Source organism: Lutibacter sp., assembly GCF_041596795.1.
In the GTDB taxonomy this organism is placed as follows: domain Bacteria; phylum Bacteroidota; class Bacteroidia; order Flavobacteriales; family Flavobacteriaceae; genus Lutibacter.
The window spans coordinates 1-3,548 of sequence record NZ_JBFHHX010000226.1; the positions used below are offsets into that span (position 1 = coordinate 1).

Sequence of the window (3,548 nt, forward strand, 5' to 3'; positions counted from 1 at the left end):
ATTATATTGGATAGTAGCTGCAGATGCACGCGCAACAAGAGATGGTAAGTATTTAGAAAAACTAGGTGTTTACAACCCAAACACAAATCCTGCAACTATTGATTTAGATGTTGATGGATCTGTAAAATGGTTACAAAACGGAGCACAACCAACTGACACAGCAAAAGCAATTTTATCTTATAAAGGAGTTATGCTAAAAAATCATTTAGCAGGTGGTGTTAGAAAAGGAGCTTTAACAGAAGAGCAAGCAGAAGCAAAATTTCAAGCTTGGTTAGATGAAAAAGCTGGAAAAATTGATGCTAAAAAAGAGAGTTTAACTAAAGCAGAAGCAGATGCAAAAGCAAAAGCTTTAGCTGCTGAAGTAAAAGTAAACGAAGAAAGAGCTGCTGCCGCTGCTGAAGTTGCAAATGCTGCAATTAAAGCTGAAGCTGACGCTAAAGCTGCTGCACAAGCTGCAGAAGAAGTAACAGAAGATGCTGCTCCTCAAACTATTGATGACGCACAAGCTGCTGCTCAAGAAGAAGGAAAAACAGAGTAATAAGTTAGTTTGCGATAATGCATAAAAAAGATTGTTTTTATTTAGGCAAAATCGTAAGAAAACATAGCTTTAGAGGTGAAGTTGTAGCCAAATTGGATACAGACGAACCTGAACTTTACGAAAATTTGGAATCAGTATTTATTGCTTTAGGCAATGATTTGGTTCCATTTTTTTTAGAAGAAAGTTTACTTCAGAAAGGAAATCAACTTCGTATAAAATTTGAAGAGGTAGATAGTGAAGAAGATGCCGATGCTATTATGGGTGGAGGTTTATATTTACCGCTTGAATTCCTTCCAAAATTAACTGGAAATAAATTTTATTTTCACGAAATAATTGGTTTTGATATTGAAGATGTTAATTACGGTTATGTTGGTGTTGTTTCAGGTGTAAATGACTCTTCTGCACAACCTTTATTTGAAATTAACTCAAATGGAACAGATGTTTTTATCCCTATGATTGATGATTTTATTAAAAAAGTGGATAGAGAGCATAAAAAAATAGTGGTAGAATCTCCAGCAGGACTGATAGATTTATACCTTAATAATTAAATTAGAGAGGTGGCCGAGTGGTCGAAGGCGCACGCCTGGAAAGTGTGTATACTCCAAAAGGGTATCGAGGGTTCGAATCCCTTCCTCTCTGCGAAAATGAACACAAATTGAATCAAAATACAGCAAACCATAGGTTTTACGGTGTTTTGAATTTTAGGAGTTAACAGATAAATTGATTTAAACTCATTAAATAAGTCAACAAATCGGTCAACAAATAAAAAAAGTAAATTTGTTGACCGAATTAAGGCTGTAGATACTGTAAATACTGATAAAATGTATTTTTAAAAACGGTGAAACAGTACATAATTTAATGAGAATAAGGTAGGATTTGGTCAACAAATCTTATACATTTGTTACCAGGGCCAATATCCATAGTTGATTTGACTTTCGTCTTTAAAAAAAGTTAAACTTAAAAAGACGACAACTATGAAAACCCAAAACACTTTTTCAATCCTAATTTGGATTAATGCTTCACGTGCAAAAAATAACGAAGCGGATTTATTCGCAAGAATTACGGTTAATCAGAAACGAGTTAATATTAGCCTAAAAAGAAAAGTTCCTTTAGAATCGTGGGATAAATCTAAATCCAAAATTAAAGGAAACAGTCAAGAGGCTAGAGTTATCAATAATTATATTGACCAAACACAAGCTGCAATTTTCAAAGCATACCAGGAATTAGTAACGGAAAGAAAATTAATAACAGCTGAAGCTATAAAAGCTCGATTTTTAGGAACCGACCAACAATATTATTCGCTTCAAAATATTATTGATTATCATAATACTAATTTTGCTCACAAGTTAAATAAAGCCACACTTGGCCTTTATAAAACTACCCAGAGTTATTTAATGGAGTTCGTACTAAAAGAATACAAAACTTCAGATATTTACTTGAGAGACCTAAATTATTCATTTGTTGTGCAATTTGACAATTTCTTAAGAGGCTATAAACTTTCAAGAAATAAGAAAAGAATAGGCAATAATACCATCATAAAACACATTCAACGCTTAAGAAAAATGGTAACTATGGCCTTTCATATGGAATGGATAGAAAGAGACCCATTTGTTAAATATAAACCTTCATTTATTAAAAAGGAACGTGAGTTTTTATCAAAAGAAGAACTTGAAAGTATTGAAAACTATAGTACTGATATTGAACGTTTAGATTTAGTAAAGGACCTTTTTATTTTCAGCAGCTACACAGGTATTGCATATGTTGATATTATGAAGCTAAAAAAAGATAATGTTATTTTAGGAATTGATGGTAATAAATGGATTATTACTAAAAGACAAAAAACAAATACACCAGTTAAAGTTCCAATTCTTGACCAGGCTCAATATCTGATTGATAAGTATAAAAATAACGCGCGAGCTGCCGTAACAAACACGTTGTTTCCTTCACTTTCAAATCAAAAATTAAATAGTTATTTAAAGGAAATTGCTGATGCGTGTAAGATTACAAAGAACTTAACATTCCATATGGCGCGACACACATTTGCAACTACAGTAACTTTAACTAATGGAGTTCCAATAGAAACAGTTTCTAAAATTTTAGGGCATACAAAAATTGCAACTACTCAAATTTATGCACGAGTAATTGAAAGAAAAGTAAGTGATGATATGAGCGCTTTAAAACTAATATTAGATGAAAAAAAATCGAAGAAAAGCATAAATAACATTAAATCAGGAAGTTCCAATTAATAATACGATTTGGTATTTTTTAGTAAGATTTAGTATTTTTAAAACCTATTAAAAAGATTTAAAAATACTATGAAAAAAATTGCCGAGATTATTGCTGATTACAGCAATAAGTTGAATGATATTGACAAGCTTGAAATAGAAGAATTTCACAAATACAAGAAAAAAATTAATTGTTCTAGAACTTGTTTGAATCAGTTAAGATTTTACCTCCGGCAATTTAAATTTCATTCCGATGAAGACGAAATCAATTTTTTTAAACATCAAAAACCTTTAATTTATGGTAATTTAAAATATTTTACACACGTACATAAATATCTTGTAGAAAAACCAAAATCCAATATTTTAAAGCATAAAAAAATGGTTCAAAGTTTCTTAGATAGATTAGAAGCAGTAAAAAAGAAGCACATTAATTTCTTTAGGTATTATGAACAAAAATTGGAGAGTTTTGATTCTATCTATTTTTTAAGAGGCAATTCACAATGTGAAATCAATTTTGACTCAATGCACTTAGATCGTGAACCTGAATTTTCAACCAACAAAGATTTTTTAGCAGCAAGAATTATATCTTACAATTTATTGTCAAAATACTACTCCAAAGAATTAATTAAAATCGAACAACAAGAATCGAAGAAAAAAATTAAAGAAGTTAAACCTGAAATTCTAAACGATTTATCTTGGACAGGTTCAAAAACAGAGTTAGTAGAATTATTATATGGTCTTAATGCTGTTGGAGCAATAAGAAATGGTCAAGCAGAAATGAAGAA

The 3,548-nt window shown here is 30.8% G+C and carries 4 protein-coding genes and 1 tRNA gene; all 5 read left to right on the forward strand.

Going from position 1 to position 3,548, the window contains the following annotated elements:
* On the forward strand, positions 1-538 hold a 538-nt coding region (locus tag ABY298_RS15530; protein ID WP_372746963.1), incomplete at its 5' end, for a 30S ribosomal protein S16.
* 17 nt (positions 539-555) lie between these two features.
* On the forward strand, positions 556-1,086 hold the full coding sequence (rimM, locus tag ABY298_RS15535; RefSeq protein WP_372746964.1) for a ribosome maturation factor RimM: 531 nt from the start codon (positions 556-558) through the stop codon (positions 1,084-1,086).
* A gap of 3 nt (positions 1,087-1,089) precedes the next feature.
* Positions 1,090-1,177: transfer RNA gene (locus ABY298_RS15540), tRNA-Ser, on the forward strand.
* 335 nt (positions 1,178-1,512) lie between these two features.
* Positions 1,513-2,784, forward strand: coding sequence for a site-specific integrase (locus ABY298_RS15545; RefSeq protein ID WP_372746965.1), 1,272 nt, complete (start codon positions 1,513-1,515; stop codon positions 2,782-2,784).
* Positions 2,785-2,853: 69 nt separating this feature from the next.
* Positions 2,854-3,548: RteC domain-containing protein (locus tag ABY298_RS15550; RefSeq protein WP_372746966.1), on the forward strand; the 695-nt coding region annotated here is incomplete at its 3' end.